At 59.2% G+C, this 26953-nt stretch carries 6 protein-coding genes; 5 read left to right on the forward strand and 1 reads right to left on the reverse strand.

Annotated features, from left to right (window positions below):
* The first annotated feature begins 56 nt into the window (after positions 1 to 56).
* Together J3U87_RS25050 and J3U87_RS25055 are read left to right on the forward strand one after the other, a co-directional pair.
* Positions 57 to 10706: a Tc toxin subunit A-related protein gene (locus J3U87_RS25050; protein WP_237378524.1), complete on the forward strand. Its 10650-nt coding sequence runs from the start codon at positions 57 to 59 to the stop codon at positions 10704 to 10706.
* A gap of 91 nt (positions 10707 to 10797) precedes the next feature.
* Positions 10798 to 19056 (forward strand): SpvB/TcaC N-terminal domain-containing protein, encoded by an 8259-nt coding sequence (locus J3U87_RS25055; protein WP_237378525.1) that lies wholly within the window; start codon positions 10798 to 10800, stop codon positions 19054 to 19056.
* Here J3U87_RS25055 and J3U87_RS25060 read toward each other — a convergent pair.
* Positions 19050 to 19340, reverse strand: a complete 291-nt coding sequence (locus J3U87_RS25060; protein ID WP_237378526.1) for a hypothetical protein — start codon at positions 19338 to 19340, stop codon at positions 19050 to 19052. The genes J3U87_RS25055 and J3U87_RS25060 overlap by 7 nt on opposite strands.
* A gap of 577 nt (positions 19341 to 19917) precedes the next feature.
* Between J3U87_RS25060 and J3U87_RS25065 the strand changes: the two genes are divergently transcribed.
* The 3 genes from J3U87_RS25065 (at position 19918) to J3U87_RS25075 (ending at position 26852) form a co-directional block, all read left to right on the forward strand.
* Positions 19918 to 21924: a hypothetical protein gene (locus J3U87_RS25065; protein ID WP_237378527.1), complete on the forward strand. Its 2007-nt coding sequence runs from the start codon at positions 19918 to 19920 to the stop codon at positions 21922 to 21924.
* Complete coding sequence (locus J3U87_RS25070) at positions 21924 to 23855, forward strand: DUF3857 domain-containing protein (RefSeq protein WP_237378528.1); 1932 nt, start codon at positions 21924 to 21926, stop codon at positions 23853 to 23855. Before J3U87_RS25065 ends, J3U87_RS25070 begins: the two co-directional genes overlap by 1 nt.
* 987 nt (positions 23856 to 24842) lie before the next feature.
* Positions 24843 to 26852 (forward strand): trypsin-like peptidase domain-containing protein, encoded by a 2010-nt coding sequence (locus J3U87_RS25075; RefSeq protein ID WP_237378529.1) that lies wholly within the window; start codon positions 24843 to 24845, stop codon positions 26850 to 26852.
* Positions 26853 to 26953 lie beyond the last annotated feature (101 nt).

The raw sequence follows: 26953 nt of genomic DNA on the forward strand, positions 1-26953 counted from the left end.
GATGGAACGCGTTCGTCGATATTCGAAATTTGGGATTCCAAAATAGGAGAAGAAACATGGCAGTGAAGCAGTCGGATCCAAAAATCACCGAACATGGAAACGGGCAGGCGCATCATCGTCTGACACCTACCTATGAAACGCTGTTCGGCAGCACCGATTTCTATTCGGTGGAGGATTGGCGTTCGGTGTTTTCCCCAGCGGCCTACCTGGTCGCTTTGTTGAATACCCAACAGAAGTACATCGCGCCGTCTTCAGGCTCGGGATCGCTGTATCGACGCCGGCCCGACCTGTGGACCCTGCCGTTGGATGAGCGGCATACCGACGTCATGGTTTCCAAGCTGGAAATCGTGAACGAGGTATTGCAGAAACAGCTCAAAAACCCGGATTTGGCCAAGCGTTCCTATCCTTTCAATCTGCCCTACAATGCCCCCTTGGATCAGGTTGGGGCGAGTCTGGGTCAAGCGGGGTCCAGCTTGCCCCGCCTGCGCAGAGACTTGGCGATCCCGCATGTGGATATGGACCAGGTGGCGATGGCACGGGAGGCCCTGAATCTCTCGCCGCAGCAATGGGCGCTCGTCAGCACGCCGCTGGACGAAACCAATCCGGTGGATGTCCAAAAGCTCTATGGTTATTATGGATTACCGGTGCCCAATTCTCCCTCGCCCGGCGATTTGACTTCCAAACTGAGTCGACTGGGGACCTTTCTCCAGCAAACGGACCTCTCCCGAGATCAATTGCAGGCGCTACTGTTTCAAGACCTGAGCGATGCCGAACTGCATCCGAGCCGAGGCAAGCCTGAAAACGCTGGCTTTTTTATCAACCGGGGTTCGGGTGATCCCCTCGGATTGGGGCCGGGCAGCCTCTCGATCAAGGCCGTATCCGATACCTCGTCGGGCACCGCCGCCATTACGCTCGATGGGGAGCAAGTGTGTGGAGGAACGCAACACGGTATGTTTGTGGCGGTGATCGATCCTGCGAGCGGCGCCTTGCGGAGCACCCGCCGGTACGACCTCTACGATTACGCTTTCGACCACAACGACGGGCCTGACCTCTCGCATGTCATGGAGCTTTTGGTCAATGACATCGAAGCCCTGCCCCGCGGAACCGTGGTCGTGGTGACCCTGGGCGACTACGGCACCGAAAATGTGTTGTTCTTCAAGGAGAACGTCTCCGAAGTGATGGTGACGCTGGGAAGTACCCAGATCTTCAACTTGAAAAAAGGGGACTCATGGGCGCTCATCGGCGTCAAAGGCGGCAAAGCGCTCTACGAAACCGTTCCCAGTCAGCAGTTAGCCACCGCTTCGGCGAACCTGTCCTACGCAAACGGTGCCCTGACGCAGGTTACGTTCGAACGGTTGGATCGCATCCATCGATTTATCCGCCTGGCGCATGCGCTCGGGTGGTCATTCGCGGATTTGGATTGGGCACTTCGGACGGCGGGCCTGATCGTCAACGCGGATCAGACGGTAGACACGGGTGCTCCGGTCATCAGCGACGCGGCCCTGCCTTTTCTGGCCTGGCTTCGCGGCCTGCAACGAACTCGCGGATTGTCGATCGGTCAAGCTTGTGCCCTGATCGGCACGCTCAAAAATTTCGGCACCAAATCGGGTCCCGCCTTTTTCCAGCAGGTCTTCAATGGGCCGGATGTCAAAAACCCGCCCAAGTGGTCGGATGATCCAACCTGGACGGTACCACAGCCCGGCGGCGCCGATCCTTCGCCGGCGGATCGAGCCATTCAAAATGCCTTGGCGGCCGCATTGAAACTCAGCCAGGACGACCTGCTCGCCATTGCCCGGTTGCTGGCAGCCAAAGAACAGACAACCGCCTTGAAACTCGATCCCCAGACCCTCGCGATTTTCTATCGGCTCAGCCTGTTGTCCCAACTCACGAACCTCTCGCTCGAGGAGAGCCTCACCGGCGCCGTCCTGATGGGCGATCCGACGGCAGGGTTGATGGACTACCTCAATTTCAATGGGCAATCCTTGCAGGGCAGCCAACTCCGGATCGTCGATCCGGCCAACCCTACCCACATCCTGGTCGATGGAACCGTCATCCAAAGCAAGGTGGCCCCGAATCCCAAGAGCCAAACCGTGACGATCACCATCGCGACTTCGGATTCTCACCAACTGGGCTTGGTCGCGAAGCAGCAAAACAGAATGCTTGTCTTTGAGTCTCTCGCGATCGACAAAGAGAAGACGACGATCACCGGCCAGAATGTCAATCGGTTTTGCTCGATCGATCTTTCGGGAAGCGGTGGCGACCCATTGGCCTCGAAGAACGGCGCCGAGGCCATGTGGACGATGCAGGCCTTGACCGAGTTCGTCACCTGGCAGGCATCCACGCCCTTTTCGATGCCCCAACTGCAATTCATCCTTCGGGGGTACAGCGAGGATCCCACCGTGCAAAACGAGGTGTTGGGTGCGGATGCGGTCACCAATTTCAAGGCGGGGCTGACGGTTGCCATCGAAAAAACACTGCTGACGCCCAAGGCATTTTTTCATGCGGTGAAGAACGAGCTCCAGGAAGCGCTCTCCAGCGTGTTGCAAAACGAGACCCTCATCGGCAATTTGGTGGGCGACGCAGGCTTTAAAAAGGAAGTCATCGATGCATCGGGCGGCGCCTTGACCCCGGGTGCCTCCAATGCCCAGGTCATCGCATATGTCGCCGCACAGTTCCAGGGGGCCCTGCCCCATGCCACGTCCCAGGCCGAGTCGATGGCTGGCGACCTCTACGCACAGTTCCAAAAGGTGGGTCCGCCATTCATCGATGCCGACGCGATCGTGGCCTTCTCGGGCGAAAGCGGGAATCGGGACGCCGTCGAAGCGGCGATAGTGGCCGTGTTCACCCAAACCATGGCCGCTCTACTGGGGCTGTCGGGTTCATCTCCCGATCACCTGTCGTTCCGCACCTCGCTTTTCCTCTTTGCCGAGGTACAACGGCGCAACGAAAGGCCGCAAAAAGGCGATGACCTGACGACCGGCATCGTAGGGACCTTGAACCGTTACCAAGCCCTGCAACAAAAGACGTTTACCGAGCACTTGGCGGCACTGTACCATCTCGCCACGCCGATGGCGGCGGTTCTCCAGGATTGGGCCGACCTAAACCTGGAGAACATGGTGGATTGGCAGACCCATCCCAAACCGCCGGAGCCTTCATTGCTCGGGTTTTTGGTCGGTCTCGTGCGCGAAGCGGGCGCGACCGCGGATCCCCGGAAGCAGGCGGCATTGGGGACGACCGTTCTGGAAACGCTGCGCAAACTCCAACAGGCGGCGATGCTCGTGACCGGGCTCTCCCTCTCGCCGGCCGAAGCCCGATTCTTCAAACACGATTACCAGCCTACGGCCACGTACCCCATCTCGTTGGCTTCCGTCGAGACCATGCAGCAATTCGCCAACCTCGTCCACGACTTTCAGGACACCCAAAACAATCTGTTGGGCATTTTGGCGAACACGACGGACGTACCGGACATCGCGGCCTTGGCGACCCTTACCGGATGGTCTCCCGGCTGGATCGATACCCTGAACGACGTGCTGTTTTCACCCGCTGGGTCGCCACGGCACCAATACACCGTGGCCGAGATCGCGCTGATGCAACGTTATGTGACCACCGCACGCCAACTGGGCGTCGATCTCACCACGCTGGTGCAACTGAGGCAGACGGATTACGCGACCGCAACCCCGACCGCCGTGGGCGGCTTGGCCGATGCGCTCTGGGCCGGCCTCCAGAAGCGAGGGAGGGCCAATTCCGACGCCGTGGTGAAGGTCCAAAACCAACTGAACGAAGCGTTGCGTGACCGCCTGGTGCCCCTGGCCATGGCCCAAACGGGCGTCTCGACGCCTCGTGCCCTCTACGAATACCTGTTGCTGGACGTGGAAGTCAGCGGTGTGGTGGAAACCTCCTGTGTCAAAGAAGCGATTGGTGCGGTTCAGCTCTACATCTATCGGTGTTTGAACCATTTGGAACCGGGGGTGACGGTCGATCCCGGTTTGAACGAGCTTTGGGAATGGATGCACGCCTACCGCACCTGGCAGGCCAACCGCGAGGTCTTCTTCTACCCGGAAAATTACATTCAACCCGAGCTGCGCAAAGACAAGACGGCGCTGTTCACCAAGCTGGAACAGGACCTGCGCCAGGTGGACATGACCAACCCGGACAACGTGACCGCCGCCTTCCAGGAATACATGAACGGCTTCGCGGAGGTGGCCCAGCTCGATATCGTGGGTGCGGCGGCGCATTCGTCCGTGACGGACGGCATGGTGACCAAGCAACTGTGTCTGATCGGCCGAACGGCGAGCCAGCCGGAACACTATTACTATCGGGTGGCCACCTTCGAGCGAGCGCCGAATTCAGATCAATACAGCCCGGCGGATTGGGGCCAGTGGCAAAAAATGAATGTGCATTTGCAGCCGATCCTCCATCATTCGTCCCAAGCAGATAATATTAAGATATCCGGATTGACACCCATTTACGCGTTCGGAAAGTGGTACTTGTTTTGGGTGGAAAAACAGAAGTCCGGTCAGGATTCGCAAAAAAATTCGATCTACACCTACAAGATACAGTATTCCCATATGGACTTTCATCGGCGATGGGTTGCTGCCCAAACCCTGGAGAAACTCGAAGATTCGGACTTGGGAACCGGTTGGTCCGGTCGCGTCTTTCCCGTGTATTTCTACTCTGTGAAAACCTTATATGTATGCCTCACGGATTTCCAGAAGAACGGCAGTAATAAAATGTTCAGTATCTCCGAATCCGAGCTTTTCAGCGGTGGTATCGCCAGCAAGTACATGTGGCCTGCATACCCGAAATGGCTGGATTTGCCCGGCGAATTACAGGATTCAACCGCGACTCTATGGTGCAAAGGGTTATACGGTCACTCCTGGCCAAGTCCGACCCAATCCGTATCACAGTGGTTTTCGGTGGGTCCGACTCAGAAACCCACAACGCTTTGCGGTAACTTGTCCGTCCAAGCCGGGGTAGGTGTGTTCATTGACGGTACCTTAATGGAAAACACCAGCTTTCCGCCCTATTCATGTAACCATTTATGCCTCGTAAAGGACCAAGCATATTTCAATGGGTCGATGATTGGACGTGTAACCCCTGCAAAAACGAAAGGGGCTCCCATTCAGGTGCCGGGCATCTCGGAAGAGTTTGCGGGGCAAGTTCAAGAGCAGGTGGCCCAAAACGGTGCCTTGACCTTCGATCAAATTCAAGCGATTTATGAAAATGGTAAAGACAAGGTTGTCGCGGATTTCGGTCGCGGTGGCTTTGCCCTTGCGAATAAGCAGAAACCTGAGATTCAGATCTTCGGGCAGCCCAACTGGTCTTTGGCTGCGTTCAGTGGTTCGGAATACTTGTTTGTCCCTCGCCCATTACCGGGCCACGGTGTGGCGCTGCAAACCCATCGCCTGAACAGTACTGCCATCCGCACGCTGAGTGAACTGCTGCACCAACCCGACGGTCTCGATGCCCTGCTTTCCATTCGAGCCCAACGGGCGGCCGAGATACCTCTCGACCCCGCTTCGATCGATCCCAACAGCGTTCCCCAGGGAAGCTATCCTTCGAACCAAATCGATTTCACCCTCGACAGTGCCATGAGCAACTACTACTGGGAGCTGTTTTTCCACGTGCCTTTCCTGGTCGCGAACGAGCTCCATACCCACCAGCATTTCAGCGAGGCCAGGAATTGGTATCAATACATCTTCAATCCCACCGTGCCCCAGCCGGATTGGGATCTTGGGGATGAGGACGGCAATCCCAACGACCGGTACTGGCGCTTTTTAGGGCTGCGAAGCTGGCGCAACACCAGCTTGGAAACCGAGCTTTTCGAAGGACCGATTCAGGAGTTGCTCAAAGATTCGAGCGACCCCACCCAGTTGAATCAATCCGATATCGATCCCTACGATCCCCAGGACATCGCCAAATACCGACCCATCGCCTACCAGAAATCCGTGGTCATGCACTACGTCGACAACCTGCTGGCATGGGGAGACATGCTCTTTCGCGAGAATACCCGCGAGACCCTCGCCGAAGCCGAAATGTTGTACGTGGCGGCCTACGACCTGCTGGGCCGAAAGCCGCAAGACCTGGGGCCTCAACCAACACATCCGATCAGGGATCCGGGATCGGATTCAGCCATGCAGCAATATCTCGAGGGGAAAGCCGTCAACGCAGTCTTTCGCGATGGCGTGACCTTGGTCGTGGGCACGGGAATTGGGGATGCTGACAGACGCGGCCAAGGCTTGTGGATCTCGAAGGACGAGGGATCCACCTGGCGACAAGTCACCCGAGTGGCGCGCAATGCCACCCAAAATGTGGCCAAACCCGATCAAGCCCTGATCGGCTCGATCTTCGCCTTTGATGGAAACCTGTACGCGGCGACGACCGCCGCCAAACAGCCGGCGATTGCCAGCAAAGGTCTCTGGTGCAGTTCCGATGGCGGCGATAGCTGGGCCCAGGTCACCAAACTGAAGAACGGCGATGTCCTGTCCCATTTCGTGCATGACGGCACCCTGTTCATCGGTACCAAAAACAACGGACTTTGGTCACTGAACGGTGGATCCTGGAGCCAAGTCACCCGGGTCACCGGGGTAACCAATCCCAAACAGGCCGAAATCGACGTGATCCATCGAATAGGAGACGTGACCTTCGTCGGTACCCAAGGCGAGGGGCTTTGGGTTTCCTCGGACGACGGCGCCAGTTGGGGCGTGGTCCTCGAGGTCGAAGGTCATCCTCGAAATGCGGCCCATGAACCCTACGAGGCCCAGATCAATGTGATCTACGACGTGTCCAATCGGATTTATGTGGGGACCACCACCATGGGTCTTTGGCTTTCGACGGATATGGGCACCTCCTGGCGTCAGGTCGTTGGAACCGAAAACCTCCACATCACCGCCGTCTTCAGTTCGGGGTCCCACGACTTCGCGGGGACCTTGGGGGACGGCGTGCTGCGCTCCGGAGAGCAGGGCAAACCCTGGCAGGTGGTGATGCAGGCCAAGGGCACCGGTACCCAAAAGAGCGGGATCAGCAGTATCTATGGCATCGGCAATACCGTGCTCGTAGGTACCGATGGCTACCGTACCGGACTTTGGATCACCAAAAACGCCGGGGACACGTGGCAACGAGTTTCCGAGGTCGAGGATGTGGCAGCGCCGAAGGAAACCGACATCGACAGGCTGTATGCCGTCGGTTCCGCGATCTACGCCGCCACGAGTCAAGGGTTGTGGGAGTCCGACGACGGAGGCCAAACATGGATCGCCCTGGTCCCTAGGCAACAGGGGATGCAAGTGCGGACGTTCCTCGCCACCGAACATGCCCACTATTTTGGTACCGGAACGCGTGGGTTATGGATGAAACCGGCGCCGGGTGCGAACCAAGACCCAATTCATGACTTCAACTACGGAAGCATCGCACCCCAATGGTGGCAGTTCCCGATTCCGGGCGAGGATCCAATCGAAGCCGTTCTCGAAGTTGGCGAGACCCTGTTCGCAGGCCTGGGTAAGGATGCGCACGGTTCGACCGGGAATGGTCTCTGGATTTCGAAGGATCTTGGGCTTTCCTGGAATCAGGTTACGAAGGTTTCCGGACTGAACCTGCCTAAAGATGCATCTATTCGGAGCATGTACCTTTTTCTGAACATAGTATGGGTCGTTTCAGATATGGGTTTGTGGTTTTCGCGGGATTTTGGTGCAACGTGGTCCTGGGATTCAAAGTTTGAGGACAAGGTGATTCATTCGATCCATGGCAGCGGTACCACCCTGTTCGTGGGAACCGCTGCACATGGTCTTTGGTACATGAATCCGGGTGAGCAATTTAAACAAGTGACCAACGTGGCTCATGCCGGTGGTCCAGAAAACGCGATGGTCAGTAGAATCATTAGTTCCGGCAAAATAATGTGTGTCAGTTCGACCATCGGAGGATGGTGGATTTCCGTCGATCATGGTGCCACTTGGACATCGACCTCCTACCTCGAGCAAAATGTCGTGACATGTGCCATCGTAGGAGATACGGTCTTCGCGGGAACGGGCGAGGGGAATGCAAAGATCCTGAAGTCCACCGATGGTGGAAAGACTTGGAGCGTACCCTTTAACCCTTCTTCTGGAGCGTACAAATGGGTTATCGAGATTGAGGGTTTCGATGGCGGAATATTGGCCGCAATGGAAGATGGAACCGCCCTGATAAAGTCCGTCGATCAAGGAGAGACATGGAAAAAAGTGTGGCCGATAGGCGCTCCTTCGACCGTCGGGATGGTGAGCGCAATATTCAGCTCGAACAATACGCTTTACCTAGGCTTGTCCAGGTATCCCCACGGCCTCTATGTTTCCCACGACTTCGGTGAACATTGGGAGGAGGTCGATAACCCGAACTTGGGAAGCCAAAATATCGTCGATTTTCATGCCATTGGCAGCAGCGTCTTCGCCCAAACCGAGGCCGGTCTCTGGGTTACCAAGGACAACGGGGCCACATGGCAGAGTGTGTTCCCGCCCGAAGGCCGGAACTTCGACATTTCGACCCTGTTCGTTTCGGATGATTCGATTCTCGTCGGCACCGAGCAGCATGGCCTCTGGATACAAGATTACCTGGATCCGTTCGGCATCCCCCGCAACCAGCAATTCCTCGCCTATTGGGACACCGTCCAGCAACGGCTCTACAACCTGCGCCACGGCCTGGACATCGAAGGGCGCAAGGACGTCCTGCCGCTGTTCCAGCCACCCATCGACCCCATGGCGCTCGTGGCGGCGGGAGCCGCCGGCGAGGGCGTCGACCAGGTACTTTCCGCCCATAACGCCGTCATTCCCTTTTACCGGTTCACCGTCATGGCGGGTCAAGCCAAGGCGGTGGCCCAAACGGTCGTTTCGCTGGGACAGACGCTGCTCGGCGCTCTCGAGAAAAAAGACGCCGAAAAACTGGCGCGCCTCTACAACAGCAACCAACAGAATATCCTCGATTTGACCCAGGCGACCAAACAGGACCAGGTACAGGCCGCCGAACAAAACCTCCAGGCACTGCAAGCGGGCCTGCAGGGAGCTTTGGCGCGGCAGAGTCACTACCAGGAACTCATCGCCAAAGGCTACTCCGCCGGCGAGACCGCCCAGATCGCCCTGCAGGGCGTGTCGATCGCGCTGCTGACCGCCGGCCAGATTCCCAAGGGATTGGCCATCGCGGGTTATCTCATGCCCACGATCTTCGGGGTGGCCGATGGTGGCTTCAAACCCGGGGACGCCATCGCCTCGGCGGGCCAGGTGCTCGAGGGCGTCGGCAACGCCCTGGGTTCCGCCTCGGGCCTGGCCGGCACCATTTCCACTTTCCAACGTCGCGGCGAAGACTGGCAGCTCCAACTGAGTCTGGCGACCCACGACGTCCGTCAGATCAGCCTGCAGATCCTGGCCGCGCAATACCAAAAGCGGCTCGCCGAACAGGAGGTGGCCCTGCTCCAAAAGAACATCGAGCAAAACCAGAAGGTGGCCGAGTTCTACAAGGACAAGTTCACCAACGGCCAACTCTACCAATGGTACATCGGCAAAGTTGCCGGGCTGTATTTCCAGGCCTACCAACTGGCCCACGACATCGCGGTCCAAGCGGAAAATGCCTGGAAATTCGAGCACATCGGCCGTGTCGACAACCCCACCAGTGCCGGTTTCATCAAGCCCGGCTATTGGAACGGTCTCCACCAGGGCCTACTGGCAGGGGAGTCCCTGATGCTCGACCTGCAGCGCATGGAAAAGGCCTATAACGATCAACACGAACGCCGTCTGGAGATCTCCAAAACCATCTCTCTCGCCGCACTCGATCCCAAGGCGCTGTTGGATCTCGTCAACGGGGGATCCTGTGTGTTCGACCTGGCCGAGCTGGATTTCGATTTCGATTTCCCCGGACACTTCTCGCGGCAAATCAAGACACTTTCCATCTCGATCCCCGCTGTGCTGGGACCCTACCAGAACATCCATGCCACCCTCACCCAGCTCTCCAACCGGATTGTCACGGCCGACGATACGGATGGGGAGATCGCCGTCAAAAGCCTGTGGGGCGCCGGGTCCGGAACGACGGAGCCCAATCAGGCGCTCAAGGTGGACGTGCGGCCCAGCCAGCAGGTGGCGCTGACTCGGGGAATCGACGATTCGGGACTCTTCACGTTGAATTTCAACGACGAACGCTACCTGCCCTTTGAAGGCACCGGTGCGGTATCCAGTTGGCTCCTGGAAATGCCCAAACCGGAAAACCCCTTTGATTTCAGTCAGATCACCGATGTGGTCATTCAAGTGAAATACACCGCAATGGCCGGGAACCGGGCCTTCAAGGCCTTTGTTCGAAACAACAGGCCCGCGTTCAATGGGGCCTCGTTGTTCTCCTTGGCCCAATTGCCCGGATGGCGTGCCTTCATCCAACCGAAGGGCGCGAAGCCGCTCTCGATCACCGTCGACCCGAGTCGGTTTCGACCCAACATGACCTCATGCGAGATCAAGGGCCTCGCCCTGTGGCTCGACGGCAAGCCTTCGAAGTCCCTGTCGCTCACCCTCGATGCGGGCCAGACACCGCTCGACTTCTCCTTCAGTGCCGACCAGCGGTTGGTTACCAGAACGAAGCAGTCTCTTTCCGTCGCCAAACCTACCCAATGGACGTTGGCGGTGACCCCCGGTTCGGATCTCGAGCAGATCGAAAACATTCTGCTCGGCATCCAATTCACCGACACCTCCAAATCGACGACCTGACGGTGGCGGTTCGGCGGGGCTCCAAGCGCTGCGCCGAACCGATCTCCGAGCGGAACTGCCTACCGACGACGCCATGACTGAGGGAGAAACGATGCGTACCACACACACGACGACCGGCTCCGAGCACCCCATCAAGGTCATCGAACCCAAGCTGCCCAAAGGAGGCGGCGACCTGAAGGGCCTCGGCGAAACCTTCACGCCCCACGAGTTCAGCGGGACCGCGGGCCTCGCGATCCCGATCTCCGCCACTGAATGTCGCGGATTCACACCGAGCCTGGCGATCCAGTACAGCTCCGGGGGCGGCAACGGCCCCTTCGGGCTCGGTTGTGATCTGTCCCTGCCCGAGATATCCCGGCAAACTTCCAAACGGATTCCCACCTACGACGATCGAGATACCTTCCTCCATTCCGGCGCGGATTGCCTGGTGCCGGTGCTCGAAGAAGGTGTGCCGGTGCAATCCACCCAAACCGTGAACGGCGTGGCCTACCTCGTCGACCGTTTCCGGCCGCGAACCGATGGCGCCCACGACCGCATCGAGCGCTTCACGCACCCCGACGATGCGACGGAGGTTTTTTGGAAGGTGACCTCTCCATCCAATGTGGCCAGCGTTTTCGGGTTCAACCCCGCGGCAAGGGTGGCCGACTCGAAGGATCCCGGTCGGATCTACAAATGGCTGCTCGAGGAGATTTGGGACGACAAGGGCAACCATCAGATGTACACCTACCTGGCCGAGAATGGCCAAAACATTGTCGATTCGGCGCTGGCCGCCAACCGCGATACCGCCGCCCAGCGCTACCCGGGCCACGTCTTCTACGGCAATGATCAACCCTATGCCGGCTCGATCCTGCTTGCGGGCGTCGACCCGGCCACCCTCGACTGGCATTTCGAAATCGCGTTCGATTACGGTCAATACAGCCTACCGCCGGAAAATCACCAACCCTACGAGAGGCTCTCGGCAAGTGAGTGGGCATGCCGCCAGGATCCATTTTCCGATTACCGGGCCGGCTTCGAAATCCGCACCTACCGACTGTGTCGACGAGTCCTGTCGTTCCATCGCTTCCCAGAGGCCGAATTCGGGACCGCCGATCCCGTGCTGGTCAGCGCGTTGACGCTGGATTACGAGGCGTCGCCCACCTGTTCGCTCCTGGCGGGCGTCACCCACAGTGGGTTTCACTACGATGCCGTGTCCAAGACCTACGCCCGCAAGAGCCTGCCGCCGCTGGAGCTTGGCTACAGCGCGTTTCCACCGGCCGACCCCGAATATCGGTCCCACCCCTTTGCCGAAATGACTCGGGAAGATGGTGCGGCGCTCAGCGGGCTGACGCGGGCGCCTCATTACCGAATGGTGGACCTTTTCGGGGGCGGGATTTCCGGCCTTTTGTACGCCGATGGACAAACCGTGCGCTACCGGGAGCCGAAGACGGTCGCGGCGCAGGGCATCGCGTACGGTGCTTCGGATGACCTCGCGTTCCCACTCGGTCGTCGCGATCGGGGCGCCGATCACACGCTCGCGGATGTCACGGGTGACGGGCATTTGGATCTCCTCGTGAGCGACCCCACCCGGACCGGATTTTTCGAAATGGAACAGGACGAAACCTGGAGCGCTTGGCACACCTTCGACACCTTCCCCTCCGACTTCCACGATCCGCTCAATCAACAGGTGGACGTGACCGGAAACGGGCAGGCGGATCTCCTGCAAATCACCAAATCGGAAGTCCGCGTCTACCCCGCCGAGGGCGAAAGGGGTTACGGGGAGGCCTTGCGACGAACCCACGCGGCGGACCTGCCGCTGTCCTCCGAATCCGGCCGACAAACGCTGCTGACGTTTGCCGACATGTGCGGCTTGGGACCGGCCCAGCTCGTGCGGGTCCGCAACGGGCTGGTCGAGTGTTGGCCGAGCCTGGGATACGGCACCTTCGGAAAACGCGTGGTCATGGCCAACGCACCGGATTTTGGGCCGGGTTTCGACAAGAGCCGATTGCGCCTCGCGGATGTGGACGGCTCGGGCACCACGGACCTGGCCTACATCGGCGTGGACCACGTGGACATCTACCTCAATCAAAGCGGCAACGGCTTTGCGAACCACCCCATCCGCATTTCGTTGCCCGTTCGCTGGACTCCCTTGGATCACATCGAGTTCGCCGACGTGCGCGGCGGCGGCACCCAGTGCCTCGTGATGACGACCGCGCAACCCGCGCCGAAGCAGTGGTACTACGATTTCAGCCAAACCCAATGGATCGACGAGGCCGGCAACGCGCAGCTCGTCTCGCAAAAACCTTACTTGCTGACCGAAACGATCAACAACATGGGGGCCAAGACCAGGATTCGCTATGCCAGTTCCACCGAGTATTACCTCGAAGACAAGAAGGAGGGCCAGCCCTGGATCACCCGGCTGCCATTTCCGGTTCAGGTCATCCAGTCCATCACGCACCTGGATTTGATTTCGAATACGACCACGACCCGTTCATATCGGTACCACCACGGTTTCTACGACGGCTTCGCGCGTGAATTCCGCGGGTTCGGCCGGGTGGATCGCACGGATGCGCGCGATTTCTCCGCATTCGATCCCGAGGTGACACCCGAACAGGACGCGCCTAGCACCCCGCCGACCCTCACCAAAACGTGGTATCACACCGGTGCCTGGCTGGAAGCCGACGACTTGCTGCGTTACTACCGCGAGCATGAATATTGGAACCGCGATCTGCAGGCCGACCCGCTGGCGCATGTACTGCCCGCCACGCTGTTTCAATGGTTGGATATTGCCGCGCTTTGGACCTTGTTGCGGCATCGCGGACTCATCGACGCGGCCGGTCGCGTGCTCGACCTGCCGTCCGACGCCGACGCCTTGCCTCTGAATCCCATGTTCGCGGCATATCGGACCCAGATCTATTCGGTGTTCCAGGGGAAAACCAAGGGGCAAACGCTGGGTCGGGAGGCCTTTGCCGACGCACTGGACCTGCCGTTGGCGACCGATCCCGACGCCGATGATTGGCACGAGGCCTACCGCGTGCTGCATGGCTCCGTGCTCCATAGCGAGTTCTACGGCAACGACGGTACGCGTTGGGCCGATGTACCCTACACGATTTCCGACGCCCAATTCGCGGTGGCGCAAGTGCAACCCAAAGCCGGAAACCATTACGGTGTGTATGGCCTGCACCGTCGTCAAAGCATCCATTACGACTATGGCCGAAACGCCGCAGATCCCCGTGTCGAACACGACTTCTCGCTTGCGCGGGACCCATACGGCCAGGTGCTCAAAGCATGCAAGGTGCGCTACCCGCGTCGCAAAGCTCGGGTGCCCACGTCTCTGGATCCCCAGACCGCCGCCCAGCAAACCGAACTGAGGGTGGTGGTCAGCGAGCACAAGGTCATCAATACGCCGGAACTTCCCGCGGCGGATTTCTACATGCTGGGCATTCCCGAGCAGAGCAAAAGCCTGGAGATCACGGGCGGGCTGACACCAGATGCACCCAACGGCTACTTCACGTTCGACGGCATCGCCAGCCACCTCGACAGCGCGGATCATCAGTTGTGGCACTGGTCGCGGAGCTACTATTTCGACGCCGATACCCAAACGGAATTGGCACTGGGGCGGGTCGCCGCGCCAGTCCTGCTCCACCGCAGTGAGGCCGTGGCGTTCGACAAAACCCAACTGGCCAAGGACCTCGGCGGTACGCCGGCGGCGAAGGATCCGGTCGCGCTGCTCTCCGATGCCCAGGTCGGCTACGTGACGATGTCGGAAACGGATCCCGATGGGGGACCGGCTACTCGATATCTCTGGAATCCCGGGAGCGCGCAGACCTACCGGGGATACCGCGACTTCTACGTGCCGGAGGCCGTGTTCGATCCCCTGCAGTACCCACACGTGGTCCATGGTGCACCGCCACTACCGGCCGATGTACCGCGGACCAGCTATGCCCACGATCCTTATCGCCTCGTGGTCACGGAAGTCACCAACCCCGTGGGGCATCGCACCCAGATCACGAGAATCGACTACCAGCGCTTGGCACCGGTCCAAATGCTGGACATCGATGGCAACACTTCCGAGGTGCTTTTCGACCCACTGGGCATGGTGGTGGCCTCCTCCTTTTACGGCACCGAGACCGGCCGTCCTGTGGGCTTCGCACCCTTGCGTCATTACGAGGTCCCGGCCGAACCGAACCTGGCCGACATCATGGCGAAGCCGGAAGCCTTTCTTCAGCAAGCGGCCACATTTTTCTACTACGATCTCTTTTCCTGGGCCGGTGGGCCCGTGAGCCAGGCCCAATTGGCCGAAGTGATCGGTGTCGATACGGCGGCACTTCGGCAGTGCCTGGTTCGGCAGGGGTATCTCGATGTCCGAGGAATGCCCACCAAGGCATTTCGGCGGCTCGATTCCGGTCTTCAGCTCCTGTTACCCGAACTCTCCTTGACGGCGACCCAGAAACGACAGGTGTTCGATCGTTTGTCGGGGACACCGAATCACTTCGCCGCCTTGGTGGCGGAAGATTATCCCGTCGACGACGTGCAGAAGGGAACCATCCGAAAAGCGGTGACCTACAGCGATGGATTCGGTCGCCACCTCCAGAGCAAGGCCTTTTTGAACGGCCCGGAGACGGTGCGTTCCTGGGATATCGCAACCCAACGCGTGGCGGAGCGCCAGGCCACTTCCTGCTGGCTCACTTCGGGGGCGGTTCGCTACGACGACAAGGGTCGACCGATCCAAAAATTCGAACCGTTTTTTTCGCCCGATTACCTGTATGTGAACGAGAAAGCGCTCAATCGGGTGGGGTCGACGACGACCTTGTTCTATGGCGCCACGGGTCACGCCGAGCTGACCCTCAGTCCGCAAGGATTTTTGACCAAAACGCTGGCCGGTTCCTGGCTGGTGGGCACGCCCAACCCCAAGGACCAAGCGGGTTTTGTGGACCGGACCCTGTACGGAAGCCTGCCTTGGGCCTTTGGGCCTTCGGTCTGGCAGGGGCTTGATTTCGATGCCAACGATACCGTGGAAGACTCAGGCTGTTACCGGACCTACCTGAAAACGGGAACCTCGCCCTCCCAGGACGTGGACGGCGCCAGCCTCGACAAAGCCAGGCCCTGTTTCAATACGCCGGTCTCGACCCGTTTCGACAATATGGGTCGTGTGGTGGAAAGCCGGCAGGTCTTCCCGCCCAATTGGCAACCACCTCTTGGTGAAACCATGGAAAACCAGCAGAACGCCACATTCCGGCAATACGATCTGTTGGGCAACCTGCTCGCGACGAGCGATCAGCGCCTGCGCGCCGCAAACAAAGTCAATTCGCAAACGAGCTACAGCCTCGCCAAACAGGTCGTCAAACAGTTCTCCGCCGATGGTGGGACCACTTGGACGCTCGTCAACGCGGTGGGTCACCCCTTTTGGCACTATGACTCGCGGGGCACCACCACCCGGCGTCGGTTCGATGTCTTGCAGCGCCCGGTCACCGTTCACGTGTCCAATTCGGGTGATATCGATCCTGGCCTGCAGCTCGACCAGATCGTGGAACGAACCCTGTACAGCGATTCGCGGCTTTCGGGCACCACGCCGTTTCTTCCCGACGCCTTTGCGGGGTCCCGCAATGTGGTGGGCCGACCGGTGCTTCATTTCGATGGCTCCGGTTTGTCGTTGAATCCTTTTTTCAGCCTGCACGGTCAACCGCTCGCCGCGGGCAAAGTGCTCACGACCCGTTACCAGACGCATCCCGATTGGGACCTCACGGATGCGACGCTCACAGCCGTGGCCGCAGCCCTGCAAGACCGAGATCTCAGCCAACCGGATGAATTGAACCAACTGGATTTGGGCAAGATCATCGCGGCATTGGAAGCCACGACCTATGCCACCACATCGCGCTACGACGCGCTTGGTCGACCACGGGAAAGTTCGGATCCCGATGGGAATACCCTCACGCCGCAGTACGATTCATTGGGCCGGGTCATCTCGTCGGTGACGACGGCTGGAACCTTGGCCGGTAAAGGGGGAAGCCAGGCGGGGATCGAGGCCACGCCGCACATCGACCAAATCACCTACAATGCAAAGGGCCAGCCCCTGGTCACCACCTACGGCAATGGGGTGGAGACCCGATATCACTACGATCCTCACAACTTCCGCTTGGTGAATTTGACCAGCGTGGCCACCTCCGGTGAAAAGGTGTTCCAAGATCTCACCTACCACCACGATCCGGTGGGGAACGTGACCAGCATTACGGATGAGGCCATGCCCAGGGTCTTTTTCAAGAATGCCGCGGTCCAGGCGAAGGGTGAATACCGATACGATACGCTCTACCGCCTGCGCTCGGCGTCGGGCCGCGAACACACGAGTATGTGGCAAAATATGCAGCAGCACCAAAACCGCATCCAGGGCCTCCAGGACCTGCCCACCGCGGCGGATCCCGTCGCGAACGGCAAAGCCTTGCAGAACTACACCCAGACCTATCGCTACGATGCCGCGAACAACCTCATCTCGATGCGACATCGCGGAGCCAACGTTTCAGGCCCCGGCCGAACCATGACCATTGCCCCGGACAACAACCGGTTGCACGCCAGCACCTTTGGCCAACAACCGACCAAGACCTACAGCTACGATGCGCACGGGAACCAGCAAACCCTGCTCGGCCTGGACGGCATTCGATGGGATTACCGGAACCGGCTCGCCCGGGCGACGACCATCGCCCGCACGGGCGCGCCATCGGATACCGAATATTACGTCTATGATGCCGGGGGCAAGCGGGTGCGCAAGGTCACGGAAAAAGTCGCGGGAGGTGGGGTGGTCCACATATCCGAAGCGATCTATCTGGGCCCTTTCGAAATTCGACGGAAAAGCCAAACCTCGGCAAAGGGCGCCACCGTCACCGAGGAATGGCATTGGACCCAACTGGTGGCATCCTGCCGGTGGGGCTATCAGGTCCTGGGCAAGCCCAAACGAGGAGCGAAGCCCTATCAATTGCGCTACCAGCTCACCAACGATCTGGGTTCCAACTGCCTGACCTTGGATCACCGAGGCCAAGTCATGAATTATGAGGAGTACTACCCGTTCGGCGGTACCGCGATCGTGGCGGCCAAAAGTCAGGTGGAGGTGAAGCAACGATACTACCGTTATTCAGGGAAGGAGGAAGACGACACGACCGGACTTTATTACTACGGCATGCGCTATTACTGCCCCTGGCTGGGGCGCTGGATGCGCCCGGACCCGGCGGGCGCGGTCGATGGCCTGAACCTCTTCGCATTTGTGGGTGGAAACCCCGTCACCCACCGCGATATCGGCGGCATGATGATGAACTCCCTGAAACAAAAGTTCGGCGGAAGCGGAGGGAGGAGCCGTTCTTCGGGGAGGGTCGGCGCGAGGGTCAACACCGGACTCAAGGCCGGCCTGGTCGCAAAAAACACGGTGGCTGCGTCCGGCACCCCATTCCCATCGCCAGTTGCCGAAATGGCCGGCATTGCGGGTGATTTCGCCTTCGCGAGGCTCGACTCGAGAGTCGCACCCGTCGCGGGTGGCCATCGGGTGGCAAAAATGCTCGACTTGGGTGGCTTGGCCATACCCTTGGGGATCGGCTACGAGCTCTTTTCCGTCCTTACGGGGGTCGAGGAAAACATGACCGCTCACCGATCCAGAAAAGTCCGGGGTGGCCTGCTGGAATCCTTGCAGGAATTCGAAACGATTCCGGAGCTGGCCGAGGCCGCGAACCACATGCGCGCCATCTTACGTCACGGTCGTAATGCAGACTTGTCGCTCCACGCCAGTGGCACCGCCGATATCTTGGGTGGGGCCGCGGGTGCCGGCGCCTTGATCATGCCACCCCTCGCCTCCGCTTTGGGGCCGGCGGCGGTCGGGCTCTATGCCGCCGGAGGTACCATCAGGCTTGGCAAGATGTTGGGTTTCAAGGCCCACGATGTCATCAAAATTCTGCGTGGAAGAACCGAAGGGAGACACGACAGTGTCACGGCGACATTGACCAAAAATCTCTTGGGGGGAGATCCCAGTTTACGCCGGAACTCGATGGATTTTCTGACGGTCATTTCTCTTGGAAGGCTCGATCGTGACCAATTGGTGGAAGATCTTCGAGGTTCCGATTACTACCATGACGCCTTCAGCCGCCATGGTGATCCCAGGGATCGCACGTCGCGGGATGCCTACGAGCGAGCCGTCGAAAAGCGAATCGCCGGAGCGGTGGATACCATTCACAGTAGATTGCCGGTACCGGGAGCGGAGGTCGAACTTATTCCGGCGGTGGGTGATTGGCTCGAGCACGGCCAGGATGCTGTTCGCCATGTCAGGGATCGTACCCGAGAATTTGTCCAAGGGGAGGTCGACTATTTCCGGAACGGCTTCGATGCCTATCGCCGCTACTGAGCGTTATCGGCCGGCGAGATGCCCGTCCACCCGACCAGTTGTTTGGCGTCCATGAAAATTCGGGTGGTCACCATTTGCTCGACCAATTGGTGACCGCTCGTTGTTGGGCCATTTGTCGGGATGCACCTTGAACATTTCCTTAAGGCGTCCTTGTGGGTGTCCACGATGGTGACCTTGTCGCAAATCACCTCCATTTTGTCTCCATCGCGAAAATCGGCCTCTATCATTTCTTCGAGCGTGCAGCCGGGTGTCAAATCGGCAGTCTGGATTTTCTGATTCGTCATGAAACGATCTTTTTGGTAAATGCAGTGATGGCAAGGCGGTTTTGGCTTTCTCGACGAGATTGGTGTCTCTCGGGAAAAAAACGGTCAGTTTAAGTTTGGTAAGATTTCAAATATTCGTGTATATTCATTGAGGTTCGAGAGTGAACATTCACCACGTGCCCATCCCTGAATTTCCTTTTTTCGGTTCGGGAAATCTCGCGCCAGTGCGTGAACGGATGGAGCGTGCATTTTTTCTAAGCCTTTTATTGGGCAATTTACGCCCTTTGCTAATGAATGCTCACTTATTGCGAATGACCCCAATCCGGCTACATCACTTTTCTTGGAACGCGTTTCAGGGATGGGTCGAGCATGTCTGTGAAGTATTGATCACAGTCCGTTGTTTTCGGCCAATCATCTGTGGGCGCTTGCCTTATCGCGTTCTGTAGGGCGCCGTTCCGCTAGGAGATACCCTTCTTGCGAACGGGAAAACACGCTCGTATCAAAGAATGTGGAGTGCCTGGATTTTGTCTGAACCCGTGCGGGCGCTTTTCCCGCTTTTAGGAGTGATTGCTCATTTATCACGAGTAGGAGTTATCTGTTGATCAACCGTTCATTGGTACTTTGTTTATTTTGGATCGGTTCGGGGCTGGCCTCCGCCTTGACTGCCGGCTCGCTGCCGGATTACGGCAAAACCCTGCCCGATTCGGTGTGGCACATTGACGAGAACCCGGAGAAAGACATTCGCGACGCCGTGATCGTCAACGATTACTGGCAGCTCAACGACATTTATGTTCGTCGCTACCGCATGATTCGCATCCTTTCCGAACGCGGCAAGGCCGCGGCCGAGCTGATCGACGAGGAAGGCCTCGTGCGCTCGATCAAAGGGCGCGTCATCGATCGCGACGGCACCGTCGTGACCTTCGACAAAAAGGAAGATTTCGTCGAGGTTCTGGCCTACAAGACCCGCTACGAAAAAAAGAAGTCGCTCTTGTTGGTGCCGCCGGGCCTGACCAACGATTGCGTGGTGGAACTGGAGTGGACCTACGCCTCCGACGACGGCTTGCCACAGGGCAGCCAGTATCACCGCTACTTCGTTCAAGAGCCGTTCTACGCACTGAAAAAGACGATCGAAATTCCCGTCCTGCGGAACAGGGGCGAATACCTGATGACCCGTTACGTCTGGAGTTCCGCCGCCGAGCCGGTCAAGATGACGAAGATCGGTGGCGGCAAGACGCGGCCCACCATCCTCACCTACGAGAACGTGCCGCCGGCCAAATGGCACCCCTTCGGAAACGCCCATTACGATCCGCAAATGGCCTTCGTGCTCGGCTTCAAGACCTACCCCGATACCACCAAGGAAACCGAGAAATTCTGGAAGAACTTTTGCCGCGAGCGGGTCAAGTCCTTCATGAACGAAGGCAAGCTGGGCGACGATTACCGCCGCTGGCTGAGCAATGCCAAGTCCCACATGGAGTTCGAAGGCAAGCGTCCGAAAAATATGATTACCGCCGCCCAGACCCTGTTGGAGCGGCTTCACTCGCGCCTGGCCTGCACGCGTTTGATGAATGCCGAACAATTGGCGGCCTACCGCGCCACCAAGAAGCGCGACAACGACACCCTCGAAACCTGTTTCGAACGCGGCTGGGCCGATACCTTCGAAATGAGCATGATCTATTTTCGGGCGCTGGAGGACCTGAAGATCGACCACCGCATTCTGTTTGCGACCCAAACCGACGAGGCACCGTTCCGGCCCAATGAACGCAACCCGTTCGTTCTCGCCTTCGGAAGTCCCTTTTTCGAGGTTCACGACGGTCAGAACACGGCCGTCTTCTGTGCCTGGGCCACCGAATTCCCCGCCGGCTATTTACCCACCTCTTTCCAGGGCACGCGCGCCCTGGCCGTGAACCCCGCCGACAAATGGGCCCACGAGCAGGTGGGTGTGCCCCTGTTCGGACCCGAGAACAACCGCCTGGTGCGTCATTTCCAGATGAACCTCTCCCAAAAGCGCCGATTGGACGTGACCATGACCCGTCAGGGCTCGGGCGCCCACAACGCCTTGATCAAATACCGCTATTGGGACTTGCCCGAGGAAGAACGGGTTCACGAGGCCAGACGCCGCTGGCGCCGTCGCCTCGGTCACGACTACGAAATCGACAATCTCACCATCGAGAACAACGACACCACCAAGAGCATCGTCAAGCTGACCTTGCAGGCCCACAGCCAGTTGGACTCCGAGTATAGCTGGCTCACCTTCGATCCCTTTCCCGGCACTTATCTGCCGTTCCAAAACCCCACCATCTGGCCCAAGGATCGCAACCAGCCGATTTTGCTGGACTATCCCTGCGAGCTGACCGATGTGGCCGAAATCACGCTGCCGGCGGGTTGGGCCCTGCGCGGCGACCCCAGTTGGACCAAGAGCAACGGGATCGGCAGTGTCTCCTATGTGGTCCAGGGATCGGGCCAGGGCGTGGTGGTTCAACGCAAGATCATCCTGAAGAACAGCATTCTCGGTCCGCAGCAGGAGCGCGATCTCAAAATCTTTCTGGCCTGGGTCGAGGAAGCCATCTTCCAGACCATCGCCGTTGCCAAAGAAGGAGTGAATTGATGCGATACCTGCCTCGTTTAATGGTGATTCCTTTTGCCGCCCTCGTTCTGGTGGCCTCTCTACAACCCGCAAAGGCGCAGTTCCGCTCGCTTCCCGATTGGGCCGACGCCGCCCTCCGTGAAACCGCCAGCGCCCAACCTCCGGAAGACGCCGACATGTGGCGCCTGCTCGACGAGACCGTGATCGAGGAAACCCGCCGCGGACACCTGGTGATTCGACGCCGCATCGTGCAGCGCGTCCTGCGCGAACGCGCGGTGGATTACGCTTCGGTGTTCTGGATCGACGGCGACACGGAGAGCACCAAGGTCAAGCGCCTGCGCGGCTGGCACCGTGCCGCCAGCGGCAAGATCAACACCCTGGACAAGGGCAACGTCATCACCGTCGGCGTGGCCGACAGCGAATACCTCAGCAACGAAAATGTCACTTTGGCCATGCTGGAAAAGGTCGGGCCGGGCTCGATCGTGGTCTTCGAAAGTAAGGAAGAGCGCCGCAGCTTCTTCCCTCAGGACCTCGTGTTCCCGGTCAGCTCCTATCCCATCGCCAAGCGCGTCATTCACGCCAACATCGCGGGTGCCTCGCTCAGGCCGGTCGCCTTCGAAGAGTGGGGCCTTCAACACCGCATCGAGGGCAACCGCCTCATGATGAGCTCGGTGCCGGGCATCAAATCCGAGCCGCTGGCGCCTTCGCTCGGCGAGAGTCTGCCCCATGTGTTCATTCTCTTCCCGAGCGGCGACGGCCAGTCCGCGCCGATGGAGAGCTGGGATGCGTTCGCGGCCTGGTACCACCGTTCGTTCGGTGCGGCGGTTGGCGCCGGCCAGGCTGGCGAACCCATTGCCGACGAGGCCGCCCTGCGCAAGGTCCACGAGGAACTCGTCGAGCGGTTGACCTACAAGCAGCGCTACCTCAGCCTGTCCCGTTCGTGGATTCCCGCCGCGGGCAAGGATGTCGAACGCCGCGCATACGGCGATTGCAAGGACATGGTGGGCTGCCTGATGTACCGCGCCGGACTTTCCAAAATCCCGGTCCTGCCGGCCCTGGCCACCATCGAATCCGATCGTTATCCCAATGCCGGCTCCCTGGTCAGCCCCTTCCATTTCAACCACGTCATCGCCGCGATCCCGCTCCAGAAGAGCCTGGGTCTGGCTGCCGAGGTGGAGGCCGACGGCCAACGGTTCCTGTTGGTGGATCCCACCTCCAAGAACACCACCTTCGGGTTCCTGCCCGACGTCTTTCGCGGGCGCAACGTGATGGTGTGCCTGCCCGATCGCGCGCTCTGGTTGGCGGTCCCCGACACCGGTTTGGAGTCGGAGGGGTTGAAGGTTCAGTTGACGGGTTCGTTGGACGCCGAAATGACCCTGACCGGCAAGCTCCAGGTTTCCGAGAGTGGCGATGCGATCGGCCTGCGCCGCGCCTATCGTGCGGGCGCCCTGCGCGATTGCGAATGGGCGGTTCGCCAACATTTCGATTTGCCTGCGGTGGTCGACCTCGTCTTGTCCGAGCACAAGGCGTCGGGCGGTGCCGAGATCCAGCTCGTGTTCGAGGTGATGTGGCCCAGCTTCCTGCGCCGCGACGCTGACGGGTTCCGCCTGCCTTGGGCCGTCACGACCTCGACCCGTGGCCACCTGCACGAACCGGATCGCGAACGGGCGATGCCGATCTTGCTGCCAGGCATCATTCCTACCCAGTGGCAGGTGACCCTGGACAGTCAGGTCGCACTCCAGCCTGGCGTTCCCGATTGGGATTGGTCCAGCGATTACCACCAACTCGCCTGGAAAGCGGAGGGTGGCAACCGGCTTTCGATTTCCTTCCAGAAAGAAGGGCAGAAGAAGCTGTTCGCCAAAAACGACCTGAAACAGGGGCTCGACTATTGGGCGAACTATCGCGATTCGTTCAACCGATTCTGGGTCAACGGCATGTTGCTGCGGCCTTGATCGAAGGCTTCATTTCCTAGTGGCCGTGGTGGTTTGACGAGGGATTTTCTTCTACCACAGAAGACCTGGTTTCGATTTTTCCTGGCTTCTTGAAATAGATTTGACGATGCCCAGGGAGCGCCGCTGGGTATCTGCTTCAGGAAGGGTCGAACTCCACGATCTCTGTGACCTCGGTGGTAAAAAAAATCCTTTGGAGTCACATCCAAGCAGGGCCATACACGCCACGCCTAAAACCAACGCTGTGTCAAAAAATCAGGCCGGTTCTCCGCTTTGGCGGGGAATCGGCCTTTTTCCGTTTTGCTGAAAAAACGAGCTGCGGAACCATTCGGCGCGAGTTGAGGCCCTGGACGATGCACAGGAGCGAGCCAGTTAGTGCCCATCCAGAAACAGGGTGTTTTTGTTAGGGATCCTCTGGATCGGTCGGGTTTCCAATGCAAGCTGCTATCAGCCTTCAGGTATCAGGTTTCAGCTAATTACCTTCGAACAAGTATCTTGCTGAAACCTGACGCCTGATACCTGATCGCGTGCCCATCCAGCCAAACCACCCTGGGCGTGGCAGCCTTTCCGTTTCTGGATGGGCACTAGTTAATGAAAATGTAAATGAAATCGGTGATGTTTTGATGAAATAAATTACGTGTATCACGTCGAGAAAACAATTTTATGATGAAAGCTATTGGCACTCAGTGCTTTGGTGAGGTCTGTCACCCAGAAACCGGTTTGTTGATTTGTAAAAGATATGTAAACATGAGGTTGCTTGCTGCAATCGATTCACTTTACATTCTTCATTGTTTTCTTCCGCCCGGGGATTGATCGCTGAGGTGTTTTGGTGCTTCCTTCTCCTGCGCTCCGGGCACTTGTCCTTTGTGATGCCACCCACTTTCGGTCCGCTTTTCTCCCCGAGAGACGGCTAAGGGCCGCCAGTGATTCCAAAGGACGGGGAAGACGATTGCAGCGGGCACTTTTGATCATTTTCGAGGAGAGAACCATATGGACTTTCGATTCAAGAACTGGTTATCCAGTGTGCTGATTCTATTGCTCACCGCCACGCTGGCGGTGGCCCAACAGCCCGACGCGGTTTCGGTCAACCGCGCCACGGCCCGCAACAGCGGCGCGGTATCGCCCGCCGTCAACCTGAAATGGGGATCGCAGCTCAGTCGCAAACGGGCCGAGCGGTATCTCGCCAATCTCGGTGCCGAGATACGCACCGACTATTTCGACGGCATGAACGATCAATTGAAGGCGGTTGCCGAGTCCAACCAGATCGGCGAAGCCTTTCCTTTGAACGTGGCCGCCAGTGACCGCATGCCGCGCGTCGCCAAACGCGCCGGCGATCTATTCAGTTGGGCGCTACCGGTCTCGTCCACCGGCGCCGAAGGTATGCGCCTCCAACTGGATCTGTCCCTGTTGGAATCCGACGACAAGGTCTACCTGTTGGATGCCGAAACCCTGCACGCGTTCGGACCCTACACCGCCGAAAAGGGCCTCTTCTGGGGACCCCTGGTGGAGGGCGAGACGACCTTCGTGCTCCTGGTTTCCGACGACGCCAAACGCGGTGACTTTTCCATCGTCGAAGGGTCGCACATCTTCAAGCGCCGTCGCGCCGCCAAACAATGTGAAGACGACTTGAACTGCGAAAACGAGCAAATCCGCCAAATCGCCACCGCGGTCGGGCACTACAGCTTCGTTTCCGGCGGCGGTACCTACGTGTGTACCGGCACCCTGCTCAACGCCCAGGACGGATCCTTCAAGCCCTATTTCCTGACGGCCAACCACTGCGTGCCCTCGCAATCGGTCGCCAACACCGTGCACGTCTACTGGGACTACCGCTCCACTTCCTGCGACAGCGGCCGTGGTGTCGACAAGTCCTCGCTGCCCCAGAACCAGGGTTCCACCCTGCTGGCGACCAACAGCAACCTGGACGCCACGCTCCTGGAACTCGACGGCAGCGTGGGTAGCCGTCACTTCATGGGCTGGAACGCCACCGCGGTACCCGCCCGCAACAGCAACGTGACCTGCATTCACCACCCCGCCGGCGACTACATGCGCGTCTCGAAGGGGACCATCACCGGTACCGGCCAGCGTGCTTGCGGTTCCTACGACAACGAGATTCGCGTCGATTGGATCGACAGCCTCACCGAGGGCGGCTCTTCCGGTTCCGCCATCCTGAACGACAGCTTCGAAGTGGTCGGCGACGAGTCCGGCTGCGGCCCCGAGAACTGCAACGGCAACTCCGCACCGGGCAACTACGACTGGTACGGCAGCTTCTTCCACTTCTATCCCCAAATCGAGCAGTGGCTCGGCGATTCCACCGAACCCCCTGGCGGCGACTCGCTCGCCAACGGAGAATCCCAGTCCTTCGATTTGGCCCGCAACGCCACCCGTAGCTGGACCATCGCGGTGCCCGCCAATGCATCCGACCTGGTGGTCACCATTTCCGGCTCCGGCGACGCCGACCTCTACGTCAAACGCGCGACCATCAATTGGCCCGGCGATCAGGGCAGCCACAACGAGGCCGAGTTCAAGGCGCCCTATTCCAGCGGCTCCAACGAATCCGTCAGCTTTCCCAGCCCCGCGGCCGATACCTGGAACGTGCTGGTTCACGGGTACAACGCCTCTTCCGGCACCATTACCGCTTCCTGGACCGTCGGTGGCGGCTCCGGTTCCGGCGAGGTGGATTGGGTTCGCGAAACCCCGCACAAATACGCCAACAACCAAACCTACGAGTACACCTACAGCAAGGCCGGCGCGAGCCGCGTGGGTGTTCACTTCGAAAAGCTGAACAGCGAATCCGGCTACGACTACCTGAGCGTGATCGACGAGAACGGCAACACCGTCTACCGCGTTTCCGGCAACCTGATCTCCAACGGGTCGGGCAACGCCTTCGGCCGCAGCGACGGTTGGGCCTACGTCGACGGTGACAGCATCACGATTCGGCTCGAAACCGATTACAGCGTCACCCGCTACGGATTCAAGACCGACAAGGCCTCTTTCCAGTAACCATCATCCAGTGGCTTGGCGATCCCCGTGATTCGGGGGTCGCCGTCTGGATGGGTTGGTATCGGGTTTCGACGGTCAGGTCTCGCGCATACCTACGCTGG

Source organism: Sulfidibacter corallicola (assembly GCF_017498545.1).
Taxonomy (GTDB): Bacteria; Acidobacteriota; Holophagae; order Acanthopleuribacterales; family Acanthopleuribacteraceae; genus Sulfidibacter; species Sulfidibacter corallicola.